This is a genomic window from Kushneria halocnemicola (assembly GCF_965650455.1).
Classification (GTDB): domain Bacteria; phylum Pseudomonadota; class Gammaproteobacteria; order Pseudomonadales; family Halomonadaceae; genus Kushneria.
Genome location: NZ_OZ287968.1, coordinates 2612700 through 2638918 on the forward strand (window position 1 = coordinate 2612700; position 26219 = coordinate 2638918).

At 63.4% G+C, this 26219-nt stretch carries 21 protein-coding genes; 5 read left to right on the forward strand and 16 right to left on the reverse strand.

Features of this window, described 5'->3' with window-relative positions:
• Positions 1 to 88: 88 nt before the first annotated feature.
• The 5 genes from ACS92L_RS11895 to ACS92L_RS11915 all read right to left on the reverse strand — a co-directional run bounded on the left by ACS92L_RS11895 (position 89) and on the right by ACS92L_RS11915 (position 9384).
• The gene (locus tag ACS92L_RS11895) at positions 89 to 868 is read right to left on the reverse strand and encodes a ferredoxin--NADP reductase (protein ID WP_438765141.1); all 780 of its coding nucleotides are present in this window, start codon (positions 866 to 868) and stop codon (positions 89 to 91) included.
• Positions 869 to 1045: 177 nt separating this feature from the next.
• The gene (locus ACS92L_RS11900; RefSeq protein WP_438765142.1) at positions 1046 to 3094 is read right to left on the reverse strand and encodes a methyl-accepting chemotaxis protein; all 2049 of its coding nucleotides are present in this window, start codon (positions 3092 to 3094) and stop codon (positions 1046 to 1048) included.
• Between the two features lie 232 nt (positions 3095 to 3326).
• Positions 3327 to 5387, reverse strand: coding sequence for a methyl-accepting chemotaxis protein (locus tag ACS92L_RS11905; protein WP_438765143.1), 2061 nt, complete (start codon positions 5385 to 5387; stop codon positions 3327 to 3329).
• Between the two features lie 154 nt (positions 5388 to 5541).
• Positions 5542 to 7362, reverse strand: coding sequence for a methyl-accepting chemotaxis protein (locus ACS92L_RS11910; RefSeq protein WP_438765144.1), 1821 nt, complete (start codon positions 7360 to 7362; stop codon positions 5542 to 5544).
• A 207-nt stretch (positions 7363 to 7569) separates the two neighbouring features.
• Positions 7570 to 9384: a methyl-accepting chemotaxis protein gene (locus ACS92L_RS11915; protein ID WP_438765145.1), complete on the reverse strand. Its 1815-nt coding sequence runs from the start codon at positions 9382 to 9384 to the stop codon at positions 7570 to 7572.
• A 23-nt stretch (positions 9385 to 9407) separates the two neighbouring features.
• Here ACS92L_RS11915 and ACS92L_RS11920 point away from each other — a divergent pair, with 23 nt between their 5' ends.
• Positions 9408 to 9704, forward strand: coding sequence for a hypothetical protein (locus ACS92L_RS11920; protein WP_438765146.1), 297 nt, complete (start codon positions 9408 to 9410; stop codon positions 9702 to 9704).
• Between the two features lie 305 nt (positions 9705 to 10009).
• On the forward strand, positions 10010 to 11446 hold the full coding sequence (locus ACS92L_RS11925; RefSeq protein WP_438765147.1) for a class-II fumarase/aspartase family protein: 1437 nt from the start codon (positions 10010 to 10012) through the stop codon (positions 11444 to 11446).
• 122 nt (positions 11447 to 11568) lie between these two features.
• Here ACS92L_RS11925 and ACS92L_RS11930 read toward each other — a convergent pair whose 3' ends face one another.
• From ACS92L_RS11930 to hemE, 6 genes are all read right to left on the reverse strand, one after another.
• Complete coding sequence (locus ACS92L_RS11930; protein WP_438768465.1) at positions 11569 to 12297, reverse strand: amino acid ABC transporter ATP-binding protein; 729 nt, start codon at positions 12295 to 12297, stop codon at positions 11569 to 11571.
• Between the two features lie 124 nt (positions 12298 to 12421).
• Complete coding sequence (locus ACS92L_RS11935; RefSeq protein WP_438765148.1) at positions 12422 to 13531, reverse strand: amino acid ABC transporter permease; 1110 nt, start codon at positions 13529 to 13531, stop codon at positions 12422 to 12424.
• A gap of 1 nt (position 13532) precedes the next feature.
• On the reverse strand, positions 13533 to 14726 hold the full coding sequence (locus ACS92L_RS11940) for an amino acid ABC transporter permease (RefSeq protein WP_438765149.1): 1194 nt from the start codon (positions 14724 to 14726) through the stop codon (positions 13533 to 13535).
• Positions 14727 to 14819: 93 nt separating this feature from the next.
• Positions 14820 to 15854 (reverse strand): amino acid ABC transporter substrate-binding protein, encoded by a 1035-nt coding sequence (locus tag ACS92L_RS11945; protein ID WP_438768467.1) that lies wholly within the window; start codon positions 15852 to 15854, stop codon positions 14820 to 14822.
• A 245-nt stretch (positions 15855 to 16099) separates the two neighbouring features.
• On the reverse strand, positions 16100 to 16630 hold the full coding sequence (locus ACS92L_RS11950) for a thiol-disulfide oxidoreductase DCC family protein (RefSeq protein ID WP_438765150.1): 531 nt from the start codon (positions 16628 to 16630) through the stop codon (positions 16100 to 16102).
• A complete protein-coding gene (gene hemE, locus ACS92L_RS11955) occupies positions 16599 to 17663 on the reverse strand; it encodes a uroporphyrinogen decarboxylase (protein ID WP_438765151.1) in 1065 nt (354 codons plus the stop codon). The genes ACS92L_RS11950 and hemE overlap by 32 nt, the downstream gene beginning before the upstream one ends.
• A gap of 213 nt (positions 17664 to 17876) precedes the next feature.
• Here hemE and ribA point away from each other — a divergent pair, with 213 nt between their 5' ends.
• Positions 17877 to 18509 carry a GTP cyclohydrolase II gene (gene ribA / locus ACS92L_RS11960; protein WP_438765152.1) on the forward strand — a complete coding sequence of 211 codons (633 nt, stop codon included), beginning with the start codon at positions 17877 to 17879 and terminating at the stop codon, positions 18507 to 18509.
• A gap of 60 nt (positions 18510 to 18569) precedes the next feature.
• Here the strand turns inward: ribA and ACS92L_RS11965 are convergent, their stop codons facing one another.
• Positions 18570 to 19775, reverse strand: coding sequence for an MFS transporter (locus ACS92L_RS11965; protein ID WP_438765153.1), 1206 nt, complete (start codon positions 19773 to 19775; stop codon positions 18570 to 18572).
• A 174-nt stretch (positions 19776 to 19949) separates the two neighbouring features.
• Between ACS92L_RS11965 and ACS92L_RS11970 the strand changes: the two genes are divergently transcribed.
• Positions 19950 to 20441 (forward strand): acyl-CoA thioesterase, encoded by a 492-nt coding sequence (locus ACS92L_RS11970; protein ID WP_438765154.1) that lies wholly within the window; start codon positions 19950 to 19952, stop codon positions 20439 to 20441.
• 42 nt (positions 20442 to 20483) lie between these two features.
• Here the strand turns inward: ACS92L_RS11970 and djlA are convergent, their stop codons facing one another.
• The 4 genes from djlA to ACS92L_RS11990 form a co-directional block, all read right to left on the reverse strand.
• Entirely contained in the window at positions 20484 to 21251 is a 768-nt protein-coding gene (djlA, locus tag ACS92L_RS11975; RefSeq protein WP_438765155.1) for a co-chaperone DjlA, read from the reverse strand.
• A 32-nt stretch (positions 21252 to 21283) separates the two neighbouring features.
• The gene (dxs, locus tag ACS92L_RS11980) at positions 21284 to 23182 is read right to left on the reverse strand and encodes a 1-deoxy-D-xylulose-5-phosphate synthase (RefSeq protein ID WP_438765156.1); all 1899 of its coding nucleotides are present in this window, start codon (positions 23180 to 23182) and stop codon (positions 21284 to 21286) included.
• Between the two features lie 93 nt (positions 23183 to 23275).
• Complete coding sequence (gene ispA, locus ACS92L_RS11985) at positions 23276 to 24175, reverse strand: (2E,6E)-farnesyl diphosphate synthase (RefSeq protein ID WP_438765157.1); 900 nt, start codon at positions 24173 to 24175, stop codon at positions 23276 to 23278.
• Positions 24176 to 24185: 10 nt separating this feature from the next.
• Positions 24186 to 24500, reverse strand: coding sequence for an exodeoxyribonuclease VII small subunit (locus ACS92L_RS11990; protein WP_438765159.1), 315 nt, complete (start codon positions 24498 to 24500; stop codon positions 24186 to 24188).
• A gap of 383 nt (positions 24501 to 24883) precedes the next feature.
• Here ACS92L_RS11990 and serA point away from each other — a divergent pair, with 383 nt between their 5' ends.
• The gene (serA, locus tag ACS92L_RS11995) at positions 24884 to 26131 is read left to right on the forward strand and encodes a phosphoglycerate dehydrogenase (protein WP_438765160.1); all 1248 of its coding nucleotides are present in this window, start codon (positions 24884 to 24886) and stop codon (positions 26129 to 26131) included.
• The last annotated feature ends 88 nt before the right edge of the window (positions 26132 to 26219 follow it).

Genomic DNA, 26219 nt, shown 5'->3' on the forward strand with positions numbered 1-26219 from the left:
ATGCCGGCGCCTTTGGCATGACGCTTCCGGGCTGCTTCGCGGCCCCGGTATTGTTTCTCGACCCCGGTATTACTTCTCGACCCCGGTGTTATTTTTCGACAAAGGCGCGCTCGATCACGTAGTCGCCCGGCTCGCCCATGCGCGGCGAGATGGTAAAGCCGAGCTCGTTGAGCACCTGGCTGCTCTCCTCGAGCATCGCCGGGCTGCCGCAGATCATGGCGCGGTCGTGCTCGGGGTCGAGCTGCGGCAGGCCGATATCAGCGGCCAGCTTGCCGGAGCGAATGTGGTCGGTCAGACGCCCCATGGTATGGAAGTCCTCGCGCGTCACGGTCGGGTAGTAGATCAGTTTTTCGCTGATCTCTTCACCCAGCAGCTCGTGCTCGGGCAGATCACGGGTGATGAATTCCTGATAGGCCAGCTCGCTGACGGTGCGCACGCCGTGGATCAGGATCACCTTGTCAAAGCGCTCGTAGGCTTCCGGGTCCTGAATCAGGCTCAAAAACGGCGCCAGACCCGTGCCGGTGGAGAGCATGTAGAGATGGCGCCCTTCCTTGAGGTCATCGAGCACCAGCGTGCCGGTCGGCTTGCGGCTGACCAGCAGCGAGTCGCCCACCTCAAGATGCTGAAGCCTTGATGTCAGCGGGCCGTCCTGCACCTTGATCGAGAAAAACTCCAGGTGCTCTTCCCAGTTGGGGCTGGCGATCGAGTAGGCACGCGTCAGCGGCTTGCCGTCGACCTCGAGCCCGATCATCACGAACTGGCCGTTTTTAAAGCGCAGGCTGTCCTCGCGGGTGGTGCGAAAGCTGAACAGCGAATCGTTCCAGTGATGAACGCTCAGGACTTCGGTGGTAGCAAACTTGCTGGACACGTTGGAGAACTCCCTGACAATGGGTCGCATTTGCAGTGGGTAAGGGGGCCTATTCTAGACACTGCGTTCGCAGGCGTCACGGCACGGACGCGCCTTCATCGCGCCTGATGAATCAAGGCCAATAAAAAGGGGCCACACCGGCGTGTGGCCCCTTGATCCGTGACGTGCAGTGCTTAATTAATGACTCAGCCGGAACGCGCCCACCGTGGTGGCCAGGCGCTGGGCCTGTTGACTCAGTGATTCGGCGGCGGCGGCCGACTGCTCGACCAGTGCGGCGTTTTGCTGGGTCATGTCATCAAGCTGGGTGATCGCCTGATTGACCTGGCCGATGCCGGTGGACTGCTCGTTGGTGGCGCGGCTTAACTCCTCGATCACCGTGCTGACGCGGCCCACCCGCTCGACAATCTCGCCCATCGCATGGCTGGTGGTGCTGACAAGTTCCGCACCGCTGGTCGTTTCGCGACTCGAGGTGGTGATCAGGTTCTTGATGTCGGTAGCGGCCTGGGCGCTGCGGTTGGCCAGGTTTCTGACCTCCTGTGCCACCACCGCAAACCCGCGGCCCTGCTCACCGGCTCGCGCGGCCTCGACCGAGGCATTCAGCGCCAGCAGATTGGTCTGAAACGCGATACCGTCGATCACATCGACAATCGACTCGATCTTGCCCGAGGTCTCGCGGATGCGGGCCATGGTCGCGACCACGTTGTGCATCTGCTCGCCGCCGCTTCGTGCCATGGCGGCGGCCTCATGGGCCAGGCCGTTGGCCTCTTTGGTCGAGGAGGCCGAGTACTCTACCGTGCTGGTCAGCTCTTCCATCGCCGCGGCGGACTCTTCCAGATTGGCCGCGGTGGTTTCGGTACGCCGGGACAGATCGTGCCCGCCGGCCGAGATTTCGGCGGCCGCCAGCTGCACCGAGTGGCTCGAGTCACGAATGTCGATCAATACCGTTTCCATACGATCGACAAAGCTGTTGAAGGCTTCTGCCAGCTGCGCCGGCTCATCGCGGCCCATCACCGGCAGACGCTGGGTCAAATCGCCATCGCCGTTGGCGATCTGGCGCATGCGCTCGGCCATGGTCTTGAGCGGCCGGGCAATACGGCGCCCGACCATCCAGATGGCCGCCAGCCCCAGGGCGCTGACCAGAAGCCCCACCAGCGCCATGGTCATCAGAGCGTTGCGCTGCTGATCGGCCAGCTCGCTCTGCAGCGCGTTGAAATCGGCATAGACCGCACTTTTGGGCACCCGCAGCATCAGCTGCCAGCGGGTCTGATCGCCGATATCCACCGGCAGCTGCAGTGTCAGGTTCTCGCCAGCCGTGGTCATGGTCGAGCGATCGCCGCCACTGACCAGCTGCCGGGTGGTATCGGCATCAAAGAACTGACCGGCCGGCCGGCTCGGGCTTGCTGCATCCCCCGTGTAGCCCACGATGGTGCCAGCGTCGGAAACCAGCGCAATGCTGCCCACGCCCTGATAAAGCCCCTGGTTGGCCTCATTGAGCACGCTCTGGATGAAATCCAGCGACAGATCCACGCCGGCACTGCCGCGAAACACACCGTTCACCATGATCGGCACGTTAAACGAGGTCACCAGAATGGTCTTGCCGTTGTAGTCATAGGGGTGCGGGTCGGTCACGCAGGGGCGACCGGTCTCGCGGGTGCACAGATAGTACTCGCCTTCGCGAATGCCGCTATCCATCACGGTCGCGCTTTCCATCCCCTCGCCCAGCGCCAGCACCTCGATACTGCCGCTTTCGGTGCGGTACCACCAGGGCATGAAACGGCCATCAGCGCCATATCCCGGTATGTTCTGGCCCTGGTAGTCGGCGTCATTATCAAAGGCGTTGGGCTCCCAGCCGATGAAGGCATCGAGAAAGTCGGGGTTGTCGATGACCCGCTGACGCACGATGTTGGACATCACCTCCCGGTCGATCGGCAGCAGTGCCTGCCCGGTGGCCGGCTGCGCCATCATGGCATTGGTATTGGCAAGTTCGGTGGCCGTTTGCAGCGCACGGTCAAGACGTGCGCTGATATCACTGGCCTGCGCCTCGCCCAGCGCCTGCAGGCGGGCCTGAATGGATTCGCTGAGCTGCGTTTCGGTGCGACCGGCCGTTTGCTGCTGGGTACGGGTCATGGTCATCAACGAATACAGCACCAGCACGACCACCACCGCCAGCAGACAGGCACCGGCGGTGACGGTGACAAAATTACGAATGGATCGGAACTGCAACATGATGGCTCACCATGACTTTCAAAGGCTGATAAAGACCCCCTGGGTATATCGACCCGAAAGGTGATGAAAACCGTGCCACCATCCGTGCCTGTTGGTTATAACGGCGCAGAAAAATTGATCTTGATCAAAATCGACGAAGGGTGTAGACGGTTTCAGCACCGTAACAGCCGACACATGAAACGCCCCCGAGCGGTCATCCCGTCGGGGGCGTCAAAAGTCGCGTATTCGCGTGTCAGGACGGGGCGCGCTCGCTCAGTCGGAAGGCCCCCACCGTGATCGCCAGCCGCTGGGCCTGCTGGCTCAGCGATTCGGCCGCCGCCGCCGACTGCTCGACCAGTGCGGCGTTTTGCTGGGTCATGTCGTCAAGCTGGGTAATCGCCTGGTTGACCTGACCGATGCCGGTGGACTGCTCCCCGGTGGCGCGGCTGAGTTCATCGATTACCGTGCTGACCCGCCCGACCCGCTCGACGATGTCCCCCATCGCCTGGCTGGTGGTACTGACAAGCTCGGCGCCACTGACCGTTTCGTGACTGGATGTGGTGATCAACGCCTTGATGTCCCGCGCCGCCTGGGCGCTGCGGTTGGCAAGGCCCCGGACCTCTTCGGCCACGACCGCAAACCCGCGCCCGTGCTCGCCGGCCCGCGCGGCCTCGACCGAGGCGTTGAGCGCCAGCAGATTGGTCTGAAAGGCGATGCCGTCAATGACATCGACGATGGACTCGATCCTGCCCGAGGTCTCGCGAATGCGCGACATCGTCGCGACCACCTGGTGCATCTGCTCACCGCCGCTGCGCGCCATGGCGGCGGTTTCACGGGCCAGGCCATTGGCCTCTTTCGAAGACGTTGCCGAGTGCTCAACGGTGCTGGTCAGCTCCTCCATGGCGGCGGCGGACTCTTCCAGATTGGCCGCCGTATTTTCGGTGCGCCGGGACAGATCATGGCTGCCCGACGAAATTTCGGCCGCCGCCAGCTGCACCGAGTGGCTCGAGTCGCGAATGTCGATCAGTACCGTTTCCATGCGATCGACAAAGCTGTTGAAGGCTTCAGCCAGCTGCGCCGGTTCATCGCGCCCCATCACCGGCAGGCGCTGGGTCAGGTCACCGTCACCGTTGGCAATCTGGCGCATGCGCTCGGCCAGGGTTTTCAGCGGGCGAGCGATGCGACGCCCGACCATCCAGATCGCGGCAAGCCCCAGTGCGCTGATCAAAATGCCCACCAGCGCCATGGTGGTCAAAGCACTGCGCTGCTGATCCGCCAGCTCGTTTTGCAACGCGTTGAATTCGGCGTAGACGGCGCTTTTGGGCACACGCAGCAGCAGCTGCCAGCGGGCCTGGTCACCGATGACTACCGGCAGCTGCAGGCTTAGATCATCGCCGTTGGACGTCATGACCGCGTGGTCCACCCCGCCGGTCAGCTGCCGGGCCGTGGCGTCATCGAACAGCGCGCCGGCAGGTCGGCCCGGGCTTTGCGCGTTACCGGAATAGCCCACAATGGTGCCATTGGTGGAGACCAGCGCGATGCTGCCGGCGCCATCATAGAGGGCCTGACTGGCGTCCACGAGCATGCCCTGAATGAAGGCCAGTGACAGGTCCACGCCCGCACTGCCCATGAACCGGCCGTTGACCATGATGGGGGCGTTGAACGAGGTCACCAGGATGCTTTGCCCGTTATAGTCATAAGGGGCCGGGTCGATCACGCAGGGGCGCCCCGTTTCACGGGTACACAGATAGTATTCGCCTTCCCGAATGCCGTTGGGCTGGGCCGCCGTGCTCTCCATGGTGTCGCCCAGCGCCAGTACGTCGACACCGCCGCTTTCGGTGCGATACCACCAGGGCATGAAGCGCCCGCTGTCGCCGTAACCCAGCGCTGTCTGGCCCTGGTAGTCGGCGTCATTGTCAAAGGCGTTGGGCTCCCATCCAATAAAGGCATCCAGCAGCTCGGGATTGTCGATCACGCGCTGGCGCACGATACGGGACATGTCGCGGCGATCGATGGAAAGCCCGGCGGCGCCATCGCTGCCACGGGCCATCATGGCATTGGTCTGCGCGAGTTCCTCGGCCAGCTGCATTGCCCGGTCAAGCTGTGCGCTGATTTCACCGGCCTGGGCCCGGCCCAGCGCCTGCAGGCGTGCCTCGATGGACTCGTTGAGCTGTGCTTCGGTACGACTGGCCGTTTGCTGCTGGGCGCGCGTCATGGCGACCAGCGAGTACAGCACCAGCACGACCACTACCGCCAGCAGGCAGGCGCCGGCCGTGATGGTGACAAAGGTACGAATGGACTTGAACTGCATCATGATGGATCACCATGGGTTGCAAAAGCGGGCCGACGCCACGCATGGGGTTAAGGGCAATAACGGCCCCGGTGATGCGGGACTTGATACGCCCGCACGTGGCGACCGCTACAAAAAACGGCCCCGAAGGGCCGTTGTGCAGGGTCAGGCGACGTCCTCAGGCGTGGGTGCGCTCGCTGAGGCGGAACACACCGATGATCTGTGACAGGCGCTGCGCTTCCTGAGACAGCGAATCCGAGGCGGCGGCAGACTCTTCCACCAGCGCGGCGTTTTCCTGGGTCATCTGATCAAGCTGTGTGACCGCCTGGTTGACCTGGGAGATGCCGGTGCTCTGCTCGTTGGCGGCGGTGGTGACCTCGTTGATCAGCCCGTTGACGCGCTGGATCTGCACCACGATGTCTTCCATGCGCTCGCCGGCCTTTTGTACCAGTGCCTGGCCGTTGACGGTTTTCGTCACCGACGCATCGATCAGCTTTTTGATGTCCTGGGCGGCCTGCGTACTGCGATTGGCCAGCGTGCGCACCTCGGCGGCCACGACGGCAAAGCCGCGACCCTGCTCGCCGGCACGCGCCGCCTCAACGGAGGCATTGAGCGCCAGCAGGTTGGTCTGGAAAGCGATCGAGTCGATCACCCCGATGATGTTGGCGATCTCGCTGGAGGAGGTGCTGATCTCGCCCATGGTGCCCACCACGTCGGTCATCACCTGCCCGCCCTCCTCGGCGGCCTTCGTGGCCTGCGCGGTGAGCTGTGCGGCATGGCGCGAGGACTCGGTCGAGTTGGCCACCGTACTGGTCAGCTGCTCCATGGCCGCAGCCGACTGCTCAAGACTTGCCGCCGTGGTCTCGGTGCGTCGTGACAGGTCCATGCTGCCGGTCGAAATCTCGGAAGACGCCATGCGCACGTTCTCGCTGCTGTCGCGCACGTCCCGCATGACCCGATCGATGCGATCCACGAAGCGGTTGAACGACTCGGCAATCTGATTGACCTCGTCATCACGCGATGACAGCGGCAGTCGCTGGGTCAGATCGCCCTCGCCCTCGCTGACATCGCGCATCGCATCGCGCACTTCGTGCATGCGTCGGAAAATCGGTGTCAGCAGCGCCCAGATCAGCAGGGCCGCGATAATGCCCACTACCACCAGCGCAATGACGGTGGTCTTGACCAGGCTCACCATACCGGCCATGGCCTCATCACGATCCAGCGCCATGACCAGGGTCCAGTTGGTGCCCTCGATCGGCACCGCCGACAAAAGAACATCCTGACCACGCAGGGTCATCTCGCGCAGCGCTTCCGATCCGGTCATCTGCGACAGCGCCGCCGGTGTCAGACCGGCATCCAGCTCGGTGGCCGGCTTGAGAATCAATGACTTGTCAGTATGGGCAATCATGATGCCGTCATGGTTGACCATGAAGGCATGGCTGTGTGGCGTGGGATCAATGGCGTTGACCGTCTCGATGACCCTGTCCATGGCCACATCCGAGCTGATCACACCGACCGTCTGGCCGTCACGCACGATGGGCGAGGCAAACGACACCACCATCTGACCGGAAGAGGCGTCCATGTAGGGCAGCGTGGCGATGGTGTGGCCGGCCGCCAGGGTCTGCTGATACCAGGGGCGCTGGGTCGGCTGATAGGTCGGCGGGATGTCCCAGTCCACATCGCTTGTGATGTAGCGATTGTCGTTGAAGCCGGCATAGACCGTGATCATGTCGCCGGCATCGGCGGCCAGAATGAATCGCGACAGGGCGTCGTCGGTCAGCGCCTGACGGCCGGTGGCTTCCACCACGGTTTTTTTGGCGCGACTCCAGTCGCTGATCGCCATGGTATAGCCTTCGGCGATCTCGGCCTGGGAACGGCTGATGGACTCGGTGTTGTAATGACTGGTGACGTAATAGGTGGCGATGCCGGTCAGCGTCAGTGCCAGCAGCACGATCGCCAGGCAGGACACCAGAATGCGGGTACGAATGGATGTCAGCACTGGGTTGTCTCTTTTGTTGGCAGAAAAGCGGCACAGGCCGGCTATCCCGTCATAACGGCGACAACGGTGCCCGGCTTGACCTCCGGGGCCACCTCTTCAGCTATCAAGGCGATAGCGCCCGACATGACAGGCCACCACAACAACGCCCCACCACGGCGTTACCGTAACGGGGCGCAAGCATAAAACCCGCTGAAGGTTTCGCCGGACTCAGTACACGTGGCGCTCGCGCAGCTTGAACGCGCCCACGGTGGTGGCCAGTCGCTGCGCCTGCTGGCTCAGCGATTCGGCCGCCGCGGCCGACTGCTCGACCAGCGCGGCATTTTGCTGGGTCATGTCGTCAAGCTGAGTGATCGCCTGATTGACCTGACCGATCCCGGTGGACTGTTCACTGGTGGCGCGACTGAGCTCATCGATGAACGTGCTGACCCGCCCGACCCGCTCGACGATCTCCCCCATCGCGTGGCTGGCGGCGTCCACCAGCTCGGCACCGCTGACGGTCTCGCGGCTCGAGGTGGTGATCAGATTCTTGATATCGGTGGCGGCCTGGGCGCTGCGGTTGGCCAGGTTACGCACTTCCTGGGCCACAACGGCGAAGCCGCGGCCCTGTTCGCCGGCACGGGCGGCCTCAACCGAGGCGTTGAGCGCCAGCAGGTTGGTCTGAAAGGCGATGCCATCGATCACATCGACGATCGATTCGATCCGCCCGGAGGTTTCGCGAATACGCGACATGGTGGCGACCACACCGTGCATCTGTTCGCCGCCGCTGCGCGCCATGGTGGCGGTTTCATGGGCCAGGCCGTTGGCTTCCTTCGTGGAGGTCGCCGAATGCTCGACGGTGCTGGTCAGCTGCTCCATGGCGGCTGCCGACTCCTCGAGACTGGCCGCGGTGGTTTCGGTACGCCGGGAAAGATCATGGCCGCCGGAGGAGATCTCGCCGGCCGCGTTCTGAACCTGGCTTGAGGCGTCGCGAATCTCGACCAGGGTGTCGTTCATGCGATCGGCAAAGGCATTGAACGCGGTGGCGATGGCGGAGATCTCGTCACTGCCCTCGACCGGCAGACGCCGGGTCAGGTCGCCCTCGCCGCTGGCCACATCCTCCATCGCTTCACGCGCCCGGCGCAGGCGCGCCAGTATCGGCTTGAGGGCCAGCCACAGCACCAGCGCCGCCACCAGCGTGCTGATCAAAAGTGCCGCCAGCGTGGTGTTGCGAATCGAGGCAAGCCCCGCCAGCGCCTCGCTGCGATCGAGCGCAATGTTGAGCTGCCAGTCCGTGCCCGGAATGGGGGTGGCCGAGATCAGATAATCGTGATCGTTGATGCTGACATTCGTCAGCGCGTCGCGACGCCCCATCTCGGCCAGTGCCGCCGCGCCCAGACCCGACGACATGTCGGTGGCGGGCTTGAGAATGCGCGCGGCATCGGCATGGACGATCACCCGGCCGGCGGCATCGGTAATGAACATCATGCTTGAAGGCGTCGGCTGGAGTTTCAGTATCTGTGCACTGACCTGGTTCATCACCGCGTCTGCCGCAACCACCGCCGTGGTCTGCCCGCCGGCCACCACCGGCGTGGCAAAGGTCACCACCAGCCCGTTCGAAGTGGCATCGATATAGGGCTCGGTGATCACGGTACGTCCGGCGGCGGCAGCCTTTTGATACCAGTCCCGCTCGCTGGCGACATAGTCGGACGGCGCCTGCCACTGGTCTGAAAACAGGGTCCGACCGTCGCGCCAGGCCACATAGGTGGCCAGCAGAGCGCCGGCGTCGTTGCCCTTGACCAGACCGGCCATCACATCGCCATCGTCGAGATGCCGGGCGATCGATTCAACAATCAGCCGACGCGTGTCAAACCACTGCGCCATGGCATCGGCGCCGCTGCCGCCCAGCGCCGCCATGCCGTGGCGCGTTTCTTCAAGCTGCGCGGTGCGACTGGCGGTATAGATGGTGGCACAGGTCACGACCAGCGCCGTGACCACCAGGGCGATACAGATCATTTGAAGACGGGTACCGATGGAGCGTCGCATGCAAAAGGCCTCTTGAGGACGTCATGAACCGGGAATATTCACCGATTAACGACGAGCAAGGCCCGTGGCTTGAGAAAATCGAACGACTGGCAGTTAAAAGAATTAAAAAACCGACCGGGCAGACACTTCGATCGGTGGAAACAGGAAAAGACCTCGTATTGACCGGGCCTGATGGCCCGGAAACTCGCGCGTGCCCGGCAAACAACATCGGCGACGCCATCGACGACAGGACAGGCGCGGGCGCCCCTCCGGAACCCGAAAAAGGATTTGTCAACCCTACGAACGTAACCCGGAATGGAGCCGCGAAGCTGCTAACCTGACTTTAGCAACGCAGCTTGACGACAGCTCTCCGGTCAGCTCAAGCGTTGTCTTTCCAGCCGCGGCTTTCGATCACTTCAGGCCATGCGCTCGCGTCAGGAATCGTCCTGCAGGAACAGCGCAGGCCCTGACGGGCGAGCAGGCGTCATCTGCAGTGGCCGGAACGTGGCAGTGCAATATCCGACCCCGAATCCCTCCTGTTGGGCGACGTGAAGCTGACGCCGCCCGGCGAGCGCTCGCGGCCGCCTTGGCAACTCATTAACTCGCATCGTTTTCGCCGCATTTCTACTCGAAAAAGAGATCAGCAATGTTCAAGAAACTTCTCATCGCCAGTGCCTGTGCCGCGGCGATTCCCGGGGCCGGGGCTCAGGCTCAGACCCAGTCAATCGATCAGGAAGCTGCTCGGGTCAGCGTGTTCGACTCACACGTTTATCGCGATCTGTTCGGCACCGATGCCATGCGCGATATCTTCAGCGACCGTGCCCTGGTTCAACACTGGCTGGATGTCGAGACCGCGCTGGCACGCGCCGAGGCCAGCGTCGGCATCATTCCGGAAGAGGCTGCCGAGGCCATTGCCAACACCGCACGCATTCAGAACATCGATTTTGCCAGATTGCGTCAGGGTACCGACGATGTCGGCCGAGGGATTGCGCCTTTGCTGTCGCAGTTGCGCGCCACGGGTGGCGATCAGGTCTCCGAGTATCTGCACTGGGGCAGCACGACGCAGGATATTATGGATACCGCCACCGTCCTCCAGGTCAAGGCCGGCGTCACGCTCATTCGTGAACAGCTCAAGCAGCTGACACTGCAGATTGCCGATCTGGCCGAAACACATCGGGCCACCGTCATGATGGCGCGCTCCAATGGGCAGGACGCCGTGCCGACAACGTTCGGGCTGCAACTCACCACTTACATGATGCCGTTATACCGGGATATCCAGCGGCTGGACGAAACCGCCGGGCGCCTGCGCGCCCAGATGGGCAGTACCGTCGGCACGCTGGCGCCTTTCGGCGACAAGGGGCTGACCCTCCAGAAAGCGTTCGCCGAAGAACTGGGCCTTGAGGCGCCGATTGCGCCCTGGAACCCGAGCCGTGATGTTTTTGCCGAGACCGTACAGACGCTCGGGCTGATCACAGCCACGCTGGGCCGCGTGGCCACCGATATCAACAATCTCGGCCGCACTCAGGTCGACGAACTCAAGGAGGGCGAAAACGGCGCGAGCAGTACCATGCCGCAAAAACGCAATCCGCGTGCTGCCGAGTACATGGGCGGGCTGGCACGCATGGGCAAGATGTACAATGCCGCAGCGCTCGACATCATGAGCCATACCGATACGCGCCAGGGCGCGCCGTGGATTCTGGAGTGGTCGATCATCCCGGAATCGTTCATGACCACCTCGGCATCAATCGACCGCGCCCAGCGGCTGTTTGATCACTTGATCGTCAAACCCGAGCACATGATCCGGAATTTCCAGTCGTCGCGGAATTTCGCACTGTCTGAAGCCGTCATGAACGCCCTGGCGACAAAAATCGGTCGCGGCAAGGCCTATGCCACGGTCAAACACGCAATCAAGCAGGCCGGCGCGGAAGATTCCCTGCGCGATGTCATCGATAACAACGAATCGATCAATCAGCACCTGAGCGATCAGGAAATCGATCGGTTGCTGCAACCTGCCAACTACGTCGGCATGGCACCTCAGATTGTCGATCAGGCGGTGGCCATGGTTCGCGAGCAGCTGCGCTAGACACCCCCTGAAGAGGGTCTCGAGAACACCACGCGAATGATGTAACCCTGATGACAGCCTCAAGGCGGCGGTGCCACGAGCGCCTGTCGCTGATCCGTCCTCTCGGCAACCCGGGCCCGGGCCTAATGGCCCAGAATCTGACCCAGAAACTCGCGCGTGCGCGCCGAGCGCGGCGCGTTGAAAAAGGTCTCGGGCGGGGCAGACTCCACGATCTGGCCCTCGTCCATGAAAATCACCCGGTCGGCCACGGTGCGGGCAAAGCCCATCTCGTGGGTCACGCACAGCATGGTCATGCCCTCATGGGCCAGCTCGATCATGACGTCGAGCACCTCCTTGATCATCTCCGGGTCCAGCGCCGAGGTCGGCTCGTCAAAGAGCATCACCGCCGGGTGCATGCACAGCGCCCGCGCAATCGCCACGCGCTGCTGCTGCCCGCCGGAGAGCTGGCCCGGATACTTGTGTGCCTGCTCGGCAATGCGCACCCGCTCCAGATATTCCATCGCGCCCTGTTCGGCCTCGCGACGCGGTTTTTTCTGCACCCAGATGGGCGAGAGACAGCAGTTCTCCAGCACCGTCAGGTGCGCAAAGAGATTGAAGTGCTGAAACACCATGCCGACGTTGCGGCGGATCTGCTCGATGCGTTTCACATCGTTAGTCATGGGGATATCGTTGACCACGATCTCGCCCTGCTGATGCGCCTCCAGATGATTGATGCAGCGAATCAGGGTCGACTTGCCCGACCCCGACGGCCCGCAGATGACAATGCGCTCGCCGCGGGCCACGCTCAAATCGATATCACGCAGCACGTGAAAGTCGCCGTACCACTTGTTCAGGCGCGATATGGCCACCATGGGGCTCGTCTGTGCCGCGGCAGCGGACGCTGTCTGGGTATCGTTCATGAAGACACTCCCGGTACACGACACGCCTGTGCCGTGCTGATGGTGATGGTGATGGTGATGGTGATGGTTGTTAGCGTTAATGGCCGGTATGGAGACGACGCTCGAGGCTCTGGCTGTAGCGCGACATGCCAAAACAGAAGACCCAGAACACCAGCGCGGCAAACACATAGCCCTCGATGGCAAAGCCCAGCCAGTCGCTGTCGGTCAGCCCCGCCTGAATGATCGACAGCACGTCAAAGAGCCCGATAATCAGCACCAGCGAGGTGTCCTTGAACAGGGCAATGAACGTATTGACGATGCCCGGAATCACCAGCCTGAGCGCCTGGGGCAGAATGATCAGACGCATGCGCAGCCAGTAGCCCAGCCCCAGCGCCGCGCCCGCTTCGCCCTGCCCCTTGTCGATGGCCTGCAGTCCGCTGCGCACCACTTCCGCCATATAGGCGCTCCAGAACAGCATGATGCCGATCAGCGCCCGCAGCAGCTTGTCGAACTCCACGTTGGCCGGCACGAACAGCGGCAGCATCACCGATGACATGAACAGCACCGTGATCAGCGGCACCCCGCGCCAGAACTCGATAAAAATCACGCAGATTGCACGCACCAGCGGCATCTTCGAGCGCCGCCCCAGCGCCAGAATGATCCCCAGCGGCAGCGACCCCACGATGCCGACCGCGGCAATGGTCAGCGTCAGCATCAGCCCGCCCCAGGCGCGGGTCGGCACATGAGGCAGGCCGAACACGCCGCCGAGCAGCAGTATCCAGGCGATGACCGGCAGCCCGACCAGCGCCGTCAAAACCGCCGGCTTTTTGCCGGGCAGACGCGGGATCACAAGCCAGGCAATCAGCGCAAAGAAAAGCCCCAGCACGATATCCACCCGCCAGCGCTCGGCCAGCGGGTAGAAGCCATAGACGATCTGGCTCCAGCGCGTGGAGATAAACACCCAGCAGGCGCCCTCACTGGTGCAGTCGGCGCGCGAGCTGCCCAGCCAGTCGGCCTGAATCAGCGCCCAGTCGATCACCGGCCAGATCAGTCGCACGATCAGCGCCAGCGTGACGATCGACACCACGCTGTTGACCGGCCCCGAGAACAGCCGCGTGCGCAGCCAGTACATCACGCCGCCCTGGGGTGTCGGCGGCGGGCGCGAGGCGATGAGCGTCTCATCACGAGGAGAAGCAGTGGCAGACATCTCAACGCTCCTTGAGCGACATGCGCGCGTTGTAGAGATTCATCAGTGCCGACACGACCAGCGAGATGCTCAGATAGACCGCCATCGTCATGGTCATGACCTCGATGGCCTGTCCGGTCTGGTTGAGCGTGGTGCCGGCAAAGACCGCAACCAGGTCGGGATAGCCGATGGCCGTGGCTAATGATGAGTTCTTGATCAGATTGAGATACTGACTCGTCACCTGCGGCACCATCACCCGCATGGCCTGGGGAATCACGATCCGGCGCAGGGTCACACCGCCCGGCAGGGACAGCGAGCGCGCCGCCTCGGTCTGGCCGCGGGGGACCGACTGAATCCCCGAGCGCACGATCTCGGCGATAAAGGCCGCGGTATAGATGGACAGCGCCACCCACAGCGCCACCAACTCCGGCAGCACCTGCATGCCGCCGCGAAAGTTGAAGCCGGAAAGTTCGGGCACCGACCACTCAAGCGGCGCGCCGGTCGCCCAGAACACCGCCAGCGGCAGGCCGATCAACAGCAAAAGGCTCAAGGGCAGCACCGGCCACTGCTGACCGGTGGCCGCCTGACGCCGACGCGCGATAACGACCAGTGCGACCACCCCGGCGATGGCCGCCGCCAGCGAAAGCGGCGTGGCCATGAAGCCGGTCTGCGTCTCGGGCGATGGCATCACCAGTCCGCGCACGTTGAGATGGAAACTGTCGAAAAGCGACAGGCTCTGACGCGGCGAGGGCAGCGCACGCAGCACCGCGAAATACCAGAACAGAATCTGCAACAGCAGCGGAATATTGCGAAAGATCTCGACATAGGCCCCGGCCAGCCGGGCCAGCAGCCAATTGGGCGAGAGCCTGGCAAGCCCGACCAGAAAGCCGATGATCGTGGCCGCGCCAATGCCAAGCGCGGAGACCAGCAGCGTGTTGGCAAGCCCGACCAGAAAGGTGCGCCCGTAGGTGCTGGCGTTGCTGGCGTAGTCGATCAGGGTCTGGGAAATCGAAAACCCGGCCCGATAGTCGAGAAAGTCAAACCCGGTGCGAATGCCCCGGGCGTCCAGATTCGCCATGGTGTTGTGAACCAGAAAGGCGATAACACCCAGCACGCTCGCCAGCAAAAGAATCTGAAAGAACAGCGCCCGGGCACCCGGGTCACGCCACAGCGGCCCGCGACCGCGGCGCGGAATGGAAACGGAGGGACGCAGCATGAACGGTATTCTCCACAAGCGATATGGCCGGCCCCTGCGACCGGCCATGCATCAAGGACAGCACGCGCCGGATGGCGCGCGTGATCAAACGCCTTATCGCACCGGCATACCGTATTGCAGCCCGCCATCGCGCCACAGCGCGTTGTCGCCGCGTTCAAGCTCGAGCGGAGAGTCCATGCCGACATTGCGCTCAAAGATTTCGCCGTAGTTGCCGACCTGACTGATGATGTTGTAGACCCAGTCGCTGGAGAGCCCCAGCTGCTCGCCAAAGTTGCCGTCACTGCCCAGCAGGCGGGCGTCATCGGGGGTTTCGGGGCTGTCACGCATCTCGTCGATATTGTCGCGGGTGATGCCGGACTCCTCGGCATTGAGCATGGCGTAGAGCGTCCAGCGCACCACCTTCATCCACTGCTCATCGCCTTGGCGCACCACCGGCCCCAGCGGCTCCTTGGAGATGCGCTCGGGCAGGATGACCACGCTGTCCGGCTCGGAAAGCTGCAGACGCAGGGCCGCCAGCTGGGAGGCATCAGAGGTCAGCACGTCGCAGCGCCCGCTATCAAAGCCCGCCGCGGTCTGATCGGACTCATCAAAGCTGACGGCGTTGTAGTCCATGTCGTTGGCGCGGAAATAATCGGCCAGATTGAGCTCCGTGGTGGTGCCGGCGGCCACGCAGACCGAGGCGCCATCAAGCTCTGTGGCACTGGAGATGCCCAGATCCCGGCGCACCATCATGCCCTGACCGTCATAGAAGGTGACGCCGGCAAAGGTCAGCCCCATCGAGTTATCCCGCGAGGCCGTCCAGGTGGTGTTGCGCGACAGCACATCCACCTCGCCGGACTGCAGCGCGGTAAAACGCTCCTTGGCGGTGAGCGGTGCAAAACTCACCTTGTCGGGGTCACCGAACACGGCCGCGGCCACCGCGCGGCAGACCTCCACATCGATGCCCTGCCACTGCCCCTGGGCGTTGGGCGAGGAAAACCCGGCCAGCCCATCGCTGACCCCGCAGCGCAGCTCGCCGCGGCTTTTTACATCATCAAGCGTGGCACCAAGAATCGTCGGCGAACCCAGCGTGGCGGCCAGTGCCAGTCCTGCCGTGGCGGTCCACATCCACGGCTTTTTTATTGTCATGTTCATTGCAACACTCCGGGTTGTTGAATGAGGCGACGTCATGGCGCGTGCCAGTGACGTCCATGACGCTGTTGCAAGGAGCGTTCCAGGATATAAAAAAACAGCGCCGGGGCGCTGTTTTGGAAAGAAAAGCGAAAGCGAAGGCGGGCACTCGATGGCAAAGCGCCCGGCCTGTCAGAGTGGCCATACGGCCCATTATGGCGCCCTGCGCCACACCGCTGCACCATGACCGCGCCTGCCGAGCGTCAGTCGTCGGCCAGCGTGGTCGGCAGCGATAGATGTGAACACTGCGCCGGGGTCAGCGTGGTAAGGATTCTGTCCTGTACGCCGTCAAGGCCCGGGTCGCTGGCCAGCTGCTTGCGATAGCGCCCGACCAGCTGATAGGCGCCATCGCGCAGCGGTACGGGCAGCCAGCGCAGGCCGGCCGCGGCCGACCAGGGCGCCTTCAGCGACTGCGCCGTGCGCCAGAGCCCGTCGCTGTCGCGAAAAAGCGCGCCGTCGCGGATCAGCCACATGCTGTCGAGATCATCGGCGTCTTCATCGAAATGCGCCCCCAGCTGATGGCCGAGCGACGACTGCAGGGTCACCAGACCCGTGATCGGCTGCGCTTCATGGGCCACGATGGCATGCACCGAGCGACGGCACAGCGGACAGTCACCGTCAAAGACCACCAGCTGACCCGGCCAGTCCGGATCAGTGGGGGGCGCGTCGTGGTGACTGCCGGCGGTGCCATCCGCGGTGGTGCTATCTTTGGTGGTACTGGGGGCTGAGTTCATGGAGTGCCTCGATAAAGGCCTGGACGTTGTCGATCGGCGTGAACTGGGAGATGCCGTGCCCCAGATTGAACACGTGACCGTTGCCCGGGCCATAGCTTTCCAGGATGCGCGCGACCTCGTCGCGAATCACCTGCGGTGAGCCAAACAGCGCCGAGGGGTCGAGATTGCCCTGCAGCGCGACTTTATCGCCCACGCGGGCGCGGGCATTGCTCATCTCGGTGGTCCAGTCCAGGCCGACACCGTCGGCGCCGATGTCGGCAATGCTTTCAAGCCACTGACCGCCGTTTTTGGTAAAGACGATGACCGGCACGCGGCGGCCGTCGTGCTCACGGATCAGCCCGCGCACGATCCTTTCCATGTAGGCCAGCGAAAAGGCCTTGTAGGCCGGCGTCGACAGCGCCCCGCCCCAGGTGTCAAAGATTTGCACCGCCTGAGCGCCGGCGCGAATCTGGGCGTTGAGGTAGTCGGTCACGGCCGTGGCCAGCGTATCCAGCAGCTGGTGCAGCGCGGCCGGGTCGCCGTAGAGCAGACCCTTGACGTGGCGGAAGTCCTTGCTGGGACCGCCTTCCACCATGTAGGTGGCCAGCGTCCAGGGGCTGCCCGAAAAGCCGATCAGCGGTACGCGACCGTTGAGCTCATGACGGATCGTGGATACGGCGTTCATGACGTAGTCGAGATCGCGCTCGGCATCGGGCGCCTTGAGCGCGTTGATGGCGGCCGCATCACGGACCGGGCGCTTGAACATCGGCCCTTCGCCCGGCTCGAAGTAAAGCCCCAGATCCATCGCATCGGGAATGGTAAGGATGTCAGAGAATAAAATGGCCGCATCCAGGTCAAAGCGCTCCAGCGGCTGCAGGGTCACCTCACAGGCCATGTCGCGGTTGCGGCACAGATCCATGAAGCTGCCCGCCTGCTTGCGGACCCTGAGATATTCAGGCAGGTAGCGACCGGCCTGGCGCATCATCCAGACCGGCGTGCGGTCAACGTCCTGGCGCGCCAGCGCACGTAAAAAGCGATCATTTTCAAGAGTCATGCAGACAAGATCATCCGACGGAAAAATGTCGCTTCATTGTAGCTCACACAGCCCTGCTGCAGGAGAGCCCATGATGGTGCAACATGACAGGTAGCACCCTTTTCTCCGGTATCCTTCGGCCACCGCGCTGTGCGTATAGATAAACGCCACCTGCCCTGCCAGGATACCCCTCTTGAGCCACGTGCTGGCTTGCCAACAATTCATGAGGTTACCGTGACGATCAGATTTATCGCCAGCTCTCGTCTGCCCATGCCCTGGGCCACGTTTACCATGCATGGCTTTGAGGATGACGAGACCGGCAAGGATCATGTTGTCCTGACCCTGGGCGATGTGGCCGATGGCGAACCCGTGCTTGGCCGGGTGCACTCCGAGTGCCTGACCGGCGATGCGCTTTTTTCGATGCGCTGCGATTGCGGCTATCAGCTTCAGGTGGCGCTCAAGCGCATTGCCGAAGAAGGCCGCGGGGCACTGCTGTATCTGCGTCAGGAAGGTCGTGGCATCGGTCTCATGAACAAGATTCGCGCCTATCATCTTCAGGATGGCGGGGCCGATACGGTCGAGGCCAACGAAGCGCTGGGCTTTGAAGCCGACATGCGTCGCTACGACATCTGCATTCCGATGCTGGAACAGCTTGGCATCTCGCGGCTGCGGCTGATGACCAACAACCCGCGAAAGGTCATTGCGCTGCAAAACGCCGGCATCGAAATCAGCGAGCGCGTACCGCTGACCACCGGTCTCAACGCTCACAACGAGCAGTACCTGTCGACCAAGGCCGGCAAGCTCGGCCATTTGATGGCACTCGATGAGTTCGAGCCCGCAAGCGATGTCGACCGCGAACACCCCTGAGCCGGCATCGAACGCCCGGCAGGCGTTCGATGCGCAACGTCCCGGTCGAGTCGGCGGGAGCTAGTCGATATGGCGCGGGTAGTAGTTCGGATCGAAGCGCCAGCTCATCACCAGCATGGCGGCAAAGAGCACGGCCAGCGCCACCCAGGCGGTGGTAAAGCTTGAGAGCATGTCACGCGCGATGCCGGAAAGCAGCGTGGCCGCGGCCGCCACCAGATAGCCGTAGCCCTGCACAAAGGCCGCCAGATCGCCCACGCGGGCCGGATCACGATGATGGTCCATCGGCACCAGCACCGACAGCGAAAACAGCGCGCCGATGCCCAGCCCCAGCAGTGTGCCCCAGAGCGCGGCAAAGACCACGCCATCGGGTCGAACACACAGCCCGATAAAACCGATCAGCGACATGCCCACCGTCAGATACAGCGCCCGGCGCCGGTCCAGGCGATAGCGCACCAGAAAGGGCGCGCCGACGCTTGAGATCACCTGCAAAAGCGTCACATAGCCCAGCAGCAGCCCGGCATCGCCGGCACTCCAGCCCAGCGCCAGATAGTAGGGTGGCAGCCACGCCATGACGCAGGCGTAGCCGGCCGTGCCGAACCCGAAAAACAGCGCCAGCGTCCAGGCACGCGGAATATGCGACAGCGGCGTGGCCTCGGAGGAGCGCTCGCGCGGCACCGGTGTGAGCATCTGACTGCCGAAGCGATACCACAGCCACAGCGCCACGGGCACCAGAATGGCCCAGCCGGCCAGCCCCAGTCGCCAGCCCCCCATCGAGGCAAGCCAGGGCGCCATGCCGGAGGCCAGCGCCCCGCCGCCGATGATCGCGCCGATATAAAGCCCGGTGGCGGTTTCGACCGTGTTGGGCAGCGTCACCTTGATCAGCGCCGGCATCAGCGCCTGAATCAGGGCAATCCCGGCGCCGATCGTCAGTGCCGAGATCGCCAGCAGCGTAAAGCTTTCTCCCATCAGACGCACCAGCGAGGCCAGCCCGATCAGGGTCAGCGAGCCCATGACGATACGGTGGCGGTTCCAGCGCCGGATCAGCTGCATGCCCTGAAAGCAGGCCAGCCCCATGGCCACGAACGGTAGCGTGGTCAGAAGCGACGCCGTGGCATAGCTTACCGACAGCTCCTCCTGAATCCGGTCAAGCAGCGGCCCTACGGCGGCAATCGAGGGACGCAGATTGAGCCCCACCCACACGATCAGCACATACAGCCAAAGATAGCGTGCGGTGGGTTGCTCGAATCTTGCCTCGGTAACCTTCATGGAATCCCCTGGTGAATGGATAACGTGTCGGCGCCTCGATACGCGGCCGGCATGCCATGCTAGTCACGCCGGCCAGGATTTGCCATGACGATAGCGCCCGCTGGCCGATGCCGATGCGGTATGCTCGACGGCCGAAGCCTGACCACAACAACATGACGACAAGCGAGAGAGGGAATGGACACACCGCGCCACCAGATCACCATGACCGTACTGATGACCCCGAACATGGCCAACTTTTCCGGCAAGGTTCACGGCGGCACACTGCTGAAATACCTTGATGAGGTGGCCTACGCCTGTGCCAGCCGCTGGGCCGGCCACTACGTGGTCACGCTGTCGGTGGATCAGGTGATGTTTCGCCAGCCCATTCACGTCGGCGAACTGGTCACCTTTTTGGGCTCGGTCAACTACACCGGACGCTCCTCGATGGAGATCGGCATCAAGGTGATCGCCGAAGACATTCGCGCCGGCGTGGTCCGCCACACCAACAGCTGCTACTTCACCATGGTGGCGGTCGATGATAACGGCCGGTCGGTCGAGGTGCGCCAGCTTGAGCCCGCCGACGACGTCGAGCGACAGCGCTTTGAATCAGGCCTGAGGCGGCGCGAGCTGCGCCGTGAAATGGAGCAGCGCTTTCGCGATATCCGCCATCAGGAAAGCGCCGAATAGACGGTTAAAGCCGCCAGGATACGACCGGGGCCGGGCGCTGGCTCAGCCCTGGTCGCGGGCCTGCGTGATCCGCTCGTAGGCGTTGCTGATCTCGCTGGTACGCTGCTCGGCCATGCGCCGCATGCTGTCAGGCATGCCCTTGCCGGCGAGCTTGTCGGGATGGTTCTGGCTCATGAGCTTGCGATAGGCGCGCTTGATCTCGGCATCCGTGGCCTGCGATGACACGCCCAGTACCTGATAGGCTTCTTCCAGCGGCTGGACACTTTCCTGGGTGCCGCCGGCATTGGCGGCGCCATTAAGCATCGCCTCCAGACGCGAGAGCTCCTCCTGTGAGCAGCCCAGCCCGCGCGCCACCCGCATCAACATGTCACGCTCGCTCTGTTCGACCTGGCCATCGGCGGCCAGCGCCACGAGCTGCACCTGGAAAAAGACCTGCAACAGCCCGCGCTGGGCGCCGACGATCTGGCGCAGCCCGGCAAGCTCCGCCTCGAGATCGAAGCTCTCCTTCTGGCCGCGATCAAAGTCGGTACGCGCCTTGTCACGCTGAGCGTCGTTGAGGTTGAGCCGGTCAAATACCGCCTCGGCACTCTGGCGCTGACGCTCGGACACCTCGCCGTTGGCCATGCTCATGGCGCCCATGACCGAGAAGGTGGCAGAGAGAAAGCGGGTCTGGCGCTCGGCCAGCTTGCCGATCAGCTTGGCACGCAGCCAGCGCACCAGCACATAGCCCAGTACGCCACCGATCAAAAGCCCGGGCAGCCGGGCAATCAGGTAGCCGATGAAAGCAGCAATCAGGGTAACAATCAGCATGAGACGGTTCTATTTCCGGTTGATGTAGGGTGTCAGCGACCCAGACGGCGGCGAATCGACGCCTCGATGCCCTCGCCGTCCAGCCCGCACTCGGCCAAAAGCTCGCCGGGCGTGCCGTGCTCGATGAAGTGATCGGGAATGCCCAGATGCAAAAGCGAGGTGCGCACGTCGCAGGCCGCCAGCAGCTCGCCCACGCCGCTGCCCGCGCCACCGGCAATCACGTTCTCTTCAAGTGTGACGACCAGACCATGCTCTTCTGCCGCGGCAAGCACCGCCTCGCGGTCCAGCGGCTTCACAAAGCGCATGTCGTAAACCGTGGCATCCAGCCGCTCGGCCACCTCGAGCGCTGGCGTCAGCAGGCTGCCAAACACCAGCAGTGCCACGCCCTGCTCGCCCTTTTGCCCTTCGCGCCTGAGCTCGGCACGACCGATCTCCAGCGGCTCAAGACCCGGCTCAAAGGCCACGCCCGGACCGGTGCCGCGCGGATAGCGCACCGCTGCCGGCCCCTCGTATTGATAGGCGGTGGTCAGCATGCGATAGCACTCGCGCTCGTCACTGGGCGCCATGATCACCATGTTGGGGACGCAGCGCAGATAGGAGAGATCCATGGTGCCGTGATGGGTCGAGCCGTCCTCACCGACCAGACCCGCCCGGTCGATGGCAAAGGTCACATCCAGACCCTGCACGGCAACATCGTGAATCAGCTGATCATAGCCGCGCTGCAAAAAGGTGGAGTAGATCGCTACCACGGGTTTGACGTCTTCACAGGCCATGCCGGCGGCGAGCGTCACCGCGTGCTGTTCGGCGATCGCCACATCGTAGTAGCGCTCCGGATACTCCTTCGAGAAGCGAATCATGTCGGAGCCTTCACGCATGGCCGGCGTAATGCCGATCAGGCGCGCATCGCGTTCGGCGGTATCGCACAGCCACTGACCGAAGACATTGCAGAACTTGAACTTCTTCGGCGCAGGTACCGGCGGCGCTTCGACCTTGTCCTTTTCGAGCTTGGTGATGGCGTGATAGCCGATCGGGTCGCCTTCGGCCGGCTCAAAGCCCTTGCCCTTGCGGGTAACGATGTGCAGAAACTGCGGCCCCTTGCGATTTTTCAGCTCGCGCAGGGTGCGAATCAACAGCGGCAGATCGTGACCGTCGATGGGGCCGACATAGTTAAAGCCCATCTCCTCGAACAGCGTGGCCGGCGTGAGCATGCCCTTGACGTGCTCCTCGGTGCGCCGGGCGATATCCAGCGCCCCGGGCAGGTGCGAGAGCACCCGCTTGCTGCCTTCGCGTGCGGCCACATAGGGGCCGCTGTTGAGAATGCGCGCCAGATAGGTGGCCATGCCGCCGACGTTTTCCGAAATCGACATCTCGTTGTCGTTGAGCACCACCAGCATGTTGGCATCGACGTGGCCGGCATGGGCGAGGGCTTCAAACGCCATGCCGGCGGTCAGGGCGCCGTCGCCGATGATGGCACACACGCGACGATTGTCGCCGCGGGTGCGCGCCGCCAGTGCCATGCCCAGTGCCGCCGAAATGGAGGTGCTGGAGTGGCCCACGCCGAAGGTGTCGTAAGGGGACTCCTCGCGCCGCGGAAAGGCCGCCAGCCCCTGATAGCGGCGCATGGAGTCCATGGACTCGCGCCGGCCGGTCAGGATCTTGTGCGGATAGGTCTGATGGCCCACGTCCCAGACCAGCCGGTCATGCGGGGTGTTGTACTGCTGATGCAGCGCAATGGTCAGCTCGATGACCCCGAGACCTGCGCCGAAGTGCCCGCCCGTGCAGCCGACACTGTAGAGCAGATAGGCCCTGAGTTCGTCGGCCAGACGCAAAAGCTGCTGCTCGTCGAGACTGCGCAGATCAGAGGGCGCTTCGATGCGATCGAGCAGCGGCGTGGCCGGTCTTTTTGTAGGGATATCGTCAAACAGCTTCATAGCGCCTCAATGGCCTGTCAGGATCCTGTCCCTGGTCCTGTAATGCCCCGGGACATCAAAGGGTGTCTCTCCGGCGCGCGGCCGGGGGCGTTATCAGTGATCGCGCTCGATCATGTAGCGGGCCAGCGCCGCCAGCGTCTCGCCGCGCTCGCCCAGTGGTGCCAGTGCCGCCAGCGCCTGGTCCAGCAGGTCGTGCGCGCGCTGCTGCGCCTTTTCAAGCCCCAGCAGCGCCGGATAGGTCGGCTTGTCGCGCAGGGCATCGGCCCCCTGGGTCTTGCCCAGCACCTCGGTCGAGCCGGTCACGTCCAGAATGTCGTCCTGAATCTGGAAGGCCAGACCGATGGCCCGGGCGTAGTCGCTCAGCGCCTTGAGATGCACCGGCTGCACGCTGGGGGCGGCCAGCGCCCCCAGCGACAGCGCCGCCTCGATCAGGGCACCGGTCTTGTGATGGTGAATGGCCATCAGCGCCTCGACGTCGAGCTGTCGACCCACAGCGTCCAGATCCAGTGCCTGACCGCCGGCCATGCCGGCGCGCCCGGCGCAGCGGGCAAGCGTTGCGACCATTTCGGCGGCCCGCGGCTGGCCCGTCCCGGCCAGCACTTCAAAGGCCAGCGTCTGCAGGGCGTCACCGGCCAGCAGCGCGGTGGCTTCATCATAGGCGCGATGGCAGGTGGGGCGCCCGCGACGCAGGTCGTCGTCATCCATGCAGGGCAGATCGTCGTGAACGAGCGAATAGGCGTGAATCAGCTCGATGGCCACGGCCGGCGCATCCAGCGCTTCCTCCTCGGCCGCCAGCGCCTGACCGGCGGCGTAGACCAGAATGGCGCGCAGGCGTTTACCGCCGCCCAGCACGCTGTAGCGCATGGCCTCTTCCAGCCGGGCGGCCCGGGCGGGTGCTGCGTTTTCTAGTACCGCGCCCAGCTGCACCTCGATCCTGTCGCGCAGCGTCGTCATCAGCGCATCGACTTCCACGCCTGGCGTCTCCACCGTCATGTCTCACCCATCATGCGTCGTTGTTCTCCCGCGATTTGTCGTCCAGCGGCGATGGCATCAATGACCCACCCCCCTGCTCCAGCAGCTGCTGTACCCGCAGTTCGGCCTGCTCAAGCCGCGCGCGCGCGTCACGAACCAGCGCGATGCCCTGCTCGAAATCCTCAAGCGAGGCTTCAAGGCTCAGCTCCCCTGATTCAAGACGCCTGACCAGGGTTTCAAGCGAGCTCAGGGCACCGGCAAAATCGGACGGGGTCTGCGCCGCGGGCGTCGATGACGACGCAGCGCCTTGATCGTTTGACTGAGCGGACTCGGGCCGTTGTGTCATGCGTCATCCTGTAAGCGCCGATGCGTGGCTTGAAATCAGGGCGTCGATAGACGGTAATGCCCCGACAGCCTGCAAGTATACACATCCGTTACGCGTTTGACGCCGCCGGAGGCGCGGATCAAAACAGCCCGCAGACCGTGCCCGGACGGGGTCACATGCACCGGATTCATCCCTTGCGCGAAGACGTTTCAACGACAGCCGCGCCGGCAGTCATGCACCACGGGTACCACCATGGTAGTATGAGCGCCCCGCCGAGCCGGGCCATCAGGGCAGCCGCGCGCTGTCACAGTGATGCCCGATTGATTTCGGCCGATACCGGGCCGCGCCCGCTATCCCCATTTCTACTTTCCCTCAGGCCAGCCGATTAAAGGGTTGATGCGCACATGGCTAAAACGTCTCTGGACAAGAGCAAGATCAAGGTTCTGCTGCTCGAGGGCGTCCACCAGTCCGCCGTGGACAACTTTCAAAATGCCGGTTACAGCAACATCGAGCGTCTGACGACATCGCTGAGCGAAGAGGATCTGATCGAAAAGATCCGCGATGCCCATTTCATCGGTATTCGCTCGCGCACGCAATTGAACGAACGTGTGCTCAGCGCCGCCGAACGCCTGGTGGCCATCGGCTGTTTCTGCATCGGCACCAACCAGGTTGATCTGCCGGCCGCGCTCAAGCTCGGCATTCCGGTGTTCAATGCGCCCTACTCCAACACCCGCTCGGTGGCCGAGCTGGTGCTGGCCGAGTCCATCATGATGCTGCGCGGCATCCCCGAGAAAAACGCCCGGGCGCATCAGGGCGGCTGGCTGAAATCGGCCAGTGATTCGTTCGAGGCGCGCGGCAAGACGCTGGGCATCGTCGGCTACGGCAGCATCGGCGCCCAGCTGTCGGTCATGGCCGAGTCGGTGGGCCTCAACGTCATCTATTACGACACCATCACCAAGCTTGGGATGGGCAACGCCCGCCAGGTCGGCAGCCTTCAGGAACTGATGGCGCGCGCCGACATCGTCACCCTGCACGTGCCGGAAACGCGCTCGACCACCTGGATGATCGGTCGTGACGAGCTTTCGCTGATGAAACAGGGCAGCTATCTGATCAACGCCTCGCGCGGCAAGGTTGTCGATATCGAGGCACTGGCCGAAGTGCTGGAGTCCGGCAAGCTGCTGGGCGCGGCCATCGACGTCTTCCCGGTCGAGCCGAAGGGCAACGACGAAGAGTTCGTCTCGCCGCTGCGCCAGTTCGACAACGTGATTTTGACCCCGCACATTGGCGGCTCCACGGTCGAGGCGCAGGAAAACATCGGCGTTGAAGTCTCGGAAAAGCTCATCACCTTCTCCGACAACGGCACGACCATCACCTCGGTCAACTTCCCCGAAGTCGCCCTGCCGTCGCACCCGGACAAGCACCGCCTGCTGCACATTCACGCCAACGTGCCGGGCGTGCTCTCCGAGATCAACCGCGTGCTGGGCAACGAAGGCATCAACATCTCCGCGCAGTTTCTGCAAACCAATGAAGAGGTCGGCTACGTGGTCATCGACGTCGACAAGGCTTACGGTGAACAGGCGCTCAATGCCCTGCGCGAGGTCAACCACACCCTGCGCACCCGCGTGCTCTACTCTCAGGCCGACAGTGAGTAATCCACGCTCGCGCCAATGGCCGGAGGCCACGTCATGAAGGATCCAAGACTTTTGATCGTGATTGTCGCGGCCATCGTTTTAGTGCTGT